Origin of the sequence: Siccirubricoccus soli (assembly GCF_024178315.1) — a bacterium.
Taxonomy (GTDB): Bacteria; Pseudomonadota; Alphaproteobacteria; order Acetobacterales; family Acetobacteraceae; genus Siccirubricoccus; species Siccirubricoccus soli.
Window position 1 is genome coordinate 1 of the sequence record NZ_JAMZIK010000212.1, and the last position, 5,719, is coordinate 5,719.

Here is a 5,719-nt window from a genome sequence, read left to right on the forward strand (position 1 = left end):
GCCGCGCCTGCCCCAGGGGCGCGGCGACCTCGGCGCCCGCATGCAGCGCGCGCTCGCCCGCCACCGCCGCGCCGTCCTCATCGGCTGCGACATCCCGGGCATCGCCGCCGCCGACATCGCCGCCGCCTTCCGCGCGCTTGGCCGCGCCCCCGCCGTCTTCGGCCCGGCCGAGGATGGCGGCTATTGGCTGGTCGGCTTCGGCCCGCGCCGCCCGGCCCGGCCCTTCGCCGGGGTCCGCTGGTCGACGCCCCATGCCCTTGGCGATACGCTGCGCCGCTGCCCCCGCGCCGCGCTGCTGCGCCGCCTGCGGGACGTGGACACGAAGGAGGATTTACAGGCGATGCGGATGCGATGAAGACCCGGCCGCCCCGTCTCCTCGCCGGCTTCATCGGCACCTTCCTCGCCCTGCTGGCCGCCGCCGCCTTGCTGCGGCTGACCCGGCATCCCTGGCTGCTGCCCTCCTTCGGCGGCTCCTGCGTCATCCTCTTCGGCATGGCGCGCGGCGTCATGGCACAGCCGCGGAGCTTCTTCGGCGGCCATGTGCTGGCGACCATCACCGGGCTGCTGGCCCGCCAGCTCCATCTGGCCTGCGGCGGCCCGGCGACGCTCTGGGCCGCCGGCGCCGTCGCGGCGGCGCTGACGGTGATGGCCGCCACCCGCACCATCCACTCCCCGGCCGGCGCCAACCCGCTGGTGGTCTTTGCCGAGGAGGCGGGCTGGGACTTCCTGCTGGCGCCCCTGCTGCCCGGGCTCTGCATCCTCTTCCTCCTGGCCTTCGCCGCCAACAACCTGCCCCGCCCCTGGGGCGCCGGGCCCTGGCCGCGTTTCCTTGGGCTGCGCCGTGCCGCCATGGCATCCTCCCCGCAACACCAAGGAGGGCCGCCATGAGTCTCGCCATCGGGTTCCTGCTCTTTCCCCGCCTCACCCAGCTCGACTTCACCGGGCCCTATGAGGTGCTGAGCCGCCTGCCCGGCGCCGAGCTCCGCACCCTCTGGAAGCAGGCCGGGCCGGTGCGGGCCGATACCGGCCTGACCATGCTGGCGGATACCGGCTTCGCCGATTGCCCGCCTCTCGACCTGCTCTGCGTCCCCGGCGGGCCGGGCGTGGCGCCGCTGATGGAGGATGCGGAAGTGCTGGGCTTCCTCCGCGCCCAGGCGCCCGGGCTGCGCTATCTCACCTCTGTCTGCACCGGGGCGCTGGTGCTGGGGGCGGCGGGGCTGCTGCGTGGCAAGCGCGCCACCACCCATTGGGCGAGCCACGACTTCCTGGCGGCGCTGGGCGCCACGCCGGTGAAGGCGCGGGTGGTGCGGGACGGCGCGCTGTTCACCGGCGGCGGGGTGACGGCGGGGATCGACTTCGCCTTGACCATCGCGGCGGAGATCGCTGGGCCGGAGGTGGCGCAGGCCATCCAGCTGCAGATCGAATATGCCCCGGCGCCACCCTTCGCGGCCGGCCATCCGGATACCGCGCCGGCCGAGGTGCTGGAACGGGCGAGGACGCGCGGCGCCGGGATGCGGGCGGAGCGGGAGGCGCTGGTCGCCAGGGTGGCGGCGGGGCTGGCGGCGTAGCGGGGCTCCGTCTCAGCCCCGGGCCCCGGCATGAGTCGGCGGGTTGGCCTGCCGACTCGTCCTTTCCAGAGGCTGCTCGGCCTTTGGCGGGATCGGATGCGCGGCATCCGGTGGGAGAGAGGGGGGCAGCGTCCCCTCTCGGCAGCTACCTCTGCACCGTCGCCGCGGCCAGGAAGTTCCCCAGGCTGTCTTCCGCCACGCGCAGCCACTGGGTCTGCTCCACCCGGAACTTGTCCCACTCCGCATGGATGCGCTTGAAGCGGGCGTTCCCGGCGCCGACCTCGGCGTAGAATTCCTGGGTGGCGCGGTAGCAGGCTTCCAGCACCGGCCGCGGGAAGCCGCGAAGCTGCGTGCCGGAGGCGATGAGGCGCCGCAGCGCCTGCGGGTTCAGCACGTCGTAGCGCGCCGCCATCCAGTGCCAGCCCTCGGTGCAGGCGGCGTTCAGCACCGCCTTGTACTGCGCGGGCAGCTCCTCATACGCCTTGGCGTTGACCATCATGTCGATGGAGGGCGAGTACTCCCACCAGCCAGGGTAGTAGTAGAAGGGCGCGACGCGCTGGAAGCCCAGCTTCTCGTCGTCATAGGGGCCCACCCATTCGGCGGCGTCGATCACGCCGCGCTCCAGCGCCGGGTAGATATCCGGGCCGCCGAGCTGCTGGGCGATGACGCCGAGCTTGCCCAGCACATTGCCGCCGAAGCCGGCGATGCGGAATTTCAGCCCCTTCAGGTCGTCGACGCTCTTGATCTCCTTGCGGAACCAGCCGCCCATCTGCGCCCCGGTATTGCCGGCCGGGATGCCGACCACGCCCGGGTCGCGATAGACATCGGCATAGAGCTCCCGCCCGCCGCCATGGGTCAGCCAGGCCCAGTGCTGGCGGGAGGAGAGGCCGAAGGGCAGGCAGGTGACCAGCGCCAGGGACGGGTCCTTGCCCAGGTAGTAGTAGCCGCTCGTGAAGCCGCACTCGACATTGCCGGCGCCGACCGCATCCATCACCTGCAGCGCCGGCACCACCTCGCCCGGGCCGAAGACCTGGATCTGGAAGGCGCCATCCGTCATCTCGGAGACGCGGCGCGCGATGTGCTCCTGCGTGCCGTAGAGGGTGTCGAGGGATTTCGGGAAGCTGCCCGGGCAGCGCCAGCGGATGCGCGGCTGGGCCGAGGCAAGGTTCGGCGTGGCGAGCGTCGCGGCGCCGGCGGCACCCGCGGCGCCGCTGGCCAGAAGGCGGCGGCGATTCATTCCTGGACATCTCCGTTCGAGCGGATGAGGCGCAGATAACGCCGAATGCGCCGGTTGCGCAACGCGTTCCAGCGGCGGGGAGGAGCACGGCGCCGCGGCCCATGGCGGCCTGCCGCGTCGTGGGCGCAGCGTCATGCGGGGCCCTGGATGCAGCCCGCTGCGATGCATGCCCTGAGCGTGGCGATCCGGTGGAAGCTGGCGGTGCGAGGTTAGAGCAGATCGCGTTCAGACGGAAGCATCTGAACGCGTGAAGATGCTCACAACACAACGGCCTGGAGCATGCTGCGTGAGCGCAAGCGAACGCAGCATGCTCTAAGGCATTGGCTTGCAGAGCAGGTTCACGCCTTCGGGCGATGCCGCCCTGCGGCGTCTGCTCTACCAAGCGCGGCTGGAAGCCGTGGCCGCGTCTCCATGTGAGGGCAAGCGGGAGGCGGCACCGGCAGCGGTCCGGTGACGGGAAGCTCGCCCGAGCCGGCCACGCGCTGCGGCAGCCGGCAGCACGTATGGCCCCGCGGCTCGGACCGCGTCTTCGCCCTCAGCTTCCCCCCGTCCGGCCGTCGCCTTCGCCAGGGGCAGGGGCTGAGCTCTCGGGCGGCGTCCATTGCCGGGCGCCCTCGGCATCCATGGCGGTGTCGATATTGGCGAGGAGGCTTGCCGAGATCCGGAGCGCCTGCCGGTCAGGGCTCAGCCGTCGTCCCGTCACCGCGAAGCGCGCGCCGAAGCGCAGCTTCATCTCGACCGCCGCAGCCTCGACCGCGGCGAGATCGCCGCCTTCGAGGATGACGCGAATGCCCCGCGAGGTCCCGAGCGGGAGCTGGGCAGGCGTCTCCCTCGCCACGGCGCCGGGTTCGAGAGAGGCCGGAGAACCGGATTTGGGTCGGGGTGGCATGCGGTCCTCGAACAGCGGCGCCCTATGCGAGCGCGCTGCCGGCCCCCGTCAACCCGGCAGTTTTCCCCAGGGTTGTGGAAGCCCTTGTGAGTAACTGGCGGACATCTTGTGCCAGGCCGCGCCCCGCCTTTGGCGGCAAGAATATTCCCCTTTTGTTCGTTATGTGCCCGCAAGGCTGTCGCGTGTTGCTCGCAGGACACGGCTCCCGCCGCGCCCCGCAGCCCCGTGGGCCCCGATCTGCCGCGGGACGGGCGGCTCGCCCCAGCCCGGTGCCGCCATACCCGCCGCGGCAGGCCGGCGAGCGGCCGTGAACCCATGTGGAATGTCTCTTCCGCGCGATAACCTCTTCCTCGGCACGACCCGGCAGGCGCGGGGAAGATCGGCAAGGGCTGCGTCCGGAAACGGTCCTGGCGCGCCATCGACACCGGCCGCCGCGCGAGGCCCGGCACCCGTCGAGGCCGGGGCCCTGCAAGGCCGCAGCGGCTTTGCAGAGCGTTCTCAGAAGCCGGGCCGCTCGGCTTCGCGCTCCGCCTGCGGGTGGCCGTGCCGGATCACGAGGTGGGCGGCACCTTCCGGTGCAGGAACCACTATGAGGGCAGCGCCTTGCTGGACAGGGACCTTGCCTTCCTCGTCTACGCGGATCCGCAGGCGCCCGGGGATGGGCCTCGCCAGGGGACCGAACGCCGCCGACTCCAATGCGCAGATGGCGATCATGGAGGACGACGTCGCCGCGGTGCCGGGCGCGGTCGGGCCGAAGGCGCTCGGGCGCGTGCTCCCGCCGAATGCGCTCGAGTTCTGGATTCCGGTCCAGGCGGAGGGGCGGCCGGCCTTCCGGGCCTGGCTCCGGCTCACCGCGCGTGCCTGGAATGGGTAGGGCGTGACCGGTTCGAACCGGCCGGAACCGTGAATCCCGCGATCGGGCAAGGGGCTGGAGCGGGATTGGCCCGGCAAGGACCAGCCAGTCCCGCCCTGGCGCCGTCGGGCGGCTTGCCCGGCCTGGGACGGGACGGCGCCTGCCCTGACATGCGGGCCGGCTGCACGACCGACCCGCAGGACGGGAGAGCGCCGTCAGGAATTGCCTGAGCCAGGCGGCGCCATGCCACATGGGATGTCGTGCCCGGTCGCAATCGGGGCATCGAAGCCAGGACAAATTGCCCGGCCGCGAAATACCTTGCGGGACCAGCCGCCGTTCATCGGGGGAATTGCCGAGAAGCACTCTCGCCCCGCGGTCCATTTCCGGCTCCGGCCAAGCAGATGGCCGCCAAATCCGAATCCCTGGAGAACGTCACTCCAGCCGGATATTCCGTTGCAAGAACCGAAACAATAAAATCGGAAATCCCCGGCCACATTCACCAGTCGACGCTTCATTGCCGGGTGTGAAAAGTCACAGACCGCTGCAAGGGCGAAAGGGTTTAACCTCGACATCGGCTCACGGCTGAACAGCGTCCAAGAATTCGGAGTCCTGGACCAAGCCTTCAACCCGGCGTCCAGGCAAGTCGGGAGGCATGCGTCATGGCGGGTGACAGGCTCGTGCTCTCGCGCGTCGGTGTCGCGGCAGGCCTCCGGCCCATCGCCGTCACGGCAGCGCCCGCCGAGGCCGCGCTGGCGCCCCGCCGCAGCCTCGCCGAGGCCATCCCCGCCGCGACGCTCGCGCCCGTGCAGCTCAAGCCGCGCGTCGATGTCACGCTCGACCAGACCCGCATCGTCAACCCGCAGATCTTCGACCGCGTCACGAAGATCCGCCCCTTCCCGATCGTGCTGCTCAACACTTGCCCGGGCCAGGGCGTTCACGACCATGCCGGCAGCGCCGCCTACACCCTGGCCTGCGACGATCCGCAGGCGCGCGGCCAGCCGGACTGGCGCTGGTGCCGCAAATGCCAGGGCCTCGCCTATGGCGGCGGCGTGGCGCAGAGCCGCTGCCCGCGCGGCGGCCAGCACGACCACACCGGCAGCGCCGCCTATACCCTCGCCATGAACGACCCGGCGGCGCCCGGCCAGCCCGGCTGGCGCTGGTGCCAGAAATGC

The 5,719-nt window shown here is 71.6% G+C and carries 7 protein-coding genes; 5 read left to right on the forward strand and 2 right to left on the reverse strand.

The window, feature by feature from the left end; all coding sequences use genetic code 11:
• The 3 genes from NJ376_RS26215 to NJ376_RS26225 all read left to right on the forward strand — a co-directional run.
• A partial coding sequence (locus tag NJ376_RS26215; protein ID WP_252956318.1) for a TIGR04282 family arsenosugar biosynthesis glycosyltransferase occupies positions 1–355 on the forward strand: 355 nt, incomplete at its 5' end.
• A complete protein-coding gene (locus NJ376_RS26220; RefSeq protein ID WP_252956319.1) occupies positions 352–888 on the forward strand; it encodes an HPP family protein in 537 nt (178 codons plus the stop codon). The genes NJ376_RS26215 and NJ376_RS26220, both read left to right, overlap by 4 nt.
• Entirely contained in the window at positions 885–1,568 is a 684-nt protein-coding gene (locus NJ376_RS26225; protein WP_252956320.1) for a DJ-1/PfpI family protein, read from the forward strand. The genes NJ376_RS26220 and NJ376_RS26225 overlap by 4 nt, the downstream gene beginning before the upstream one ends.
• Positions 1,569–1,713: 145 nt before the next feature.
• On the opposite strand, the gene NJ376_RS26230 is transcribed toward NJ376_RS26225, so the two are convergent.
• Both NJ376_RS26230 and NJ376_RS26235 read right to left on the reverse strand, forming a co-directional pair.
• The gene (locus NJ376_RS26230) at positions 1,714–2,805 is read right to left on the reverse strand and encodes a TRAP transporter substrate-binding protein (protein WP_252956321.1); all 1,092 of its coding nucleotides are present in this window, start codon (positions 2,803–2,805) and stop codon (positions 1,714–1,716) included.
• A 535-nt stretch (positions 2,806–3,340) separates the two neighbouring features.
• Complete coding sequence (locus tag NJ376_RS26235) at positions 3,341–3,643, reverse strand: hypothetical protein (RefSeq protein WP_252956322.1); 303 nt, start codon at positions 3,641–3,643, stop codon at positions 3,341–3,343.
• Positions 3,644–4,352: 709 nt separating this feature from the next.
• Between NJ376_RS26235 and NJ376_RS26240 the strand changes: the two genes are divergently transcribed.
• Entirely contained in the window at positions 4,353–4,568 is a 216-nt protein-coding gene (locus NJ376_RS26240) for a hypothetical protein (RefSeq protein ID WP_252956323.1), read from the forward strand.
• Between the two features lie 638 nt (positions 4,569–5,206).
• Positions 5,207–5,719: hypothetical protein (locus NJ376_RS26245; RefSeq protein ID WP_252956324.1), on the forward strand; the 513-nt coding region annotated here is incomplete at its 3' end.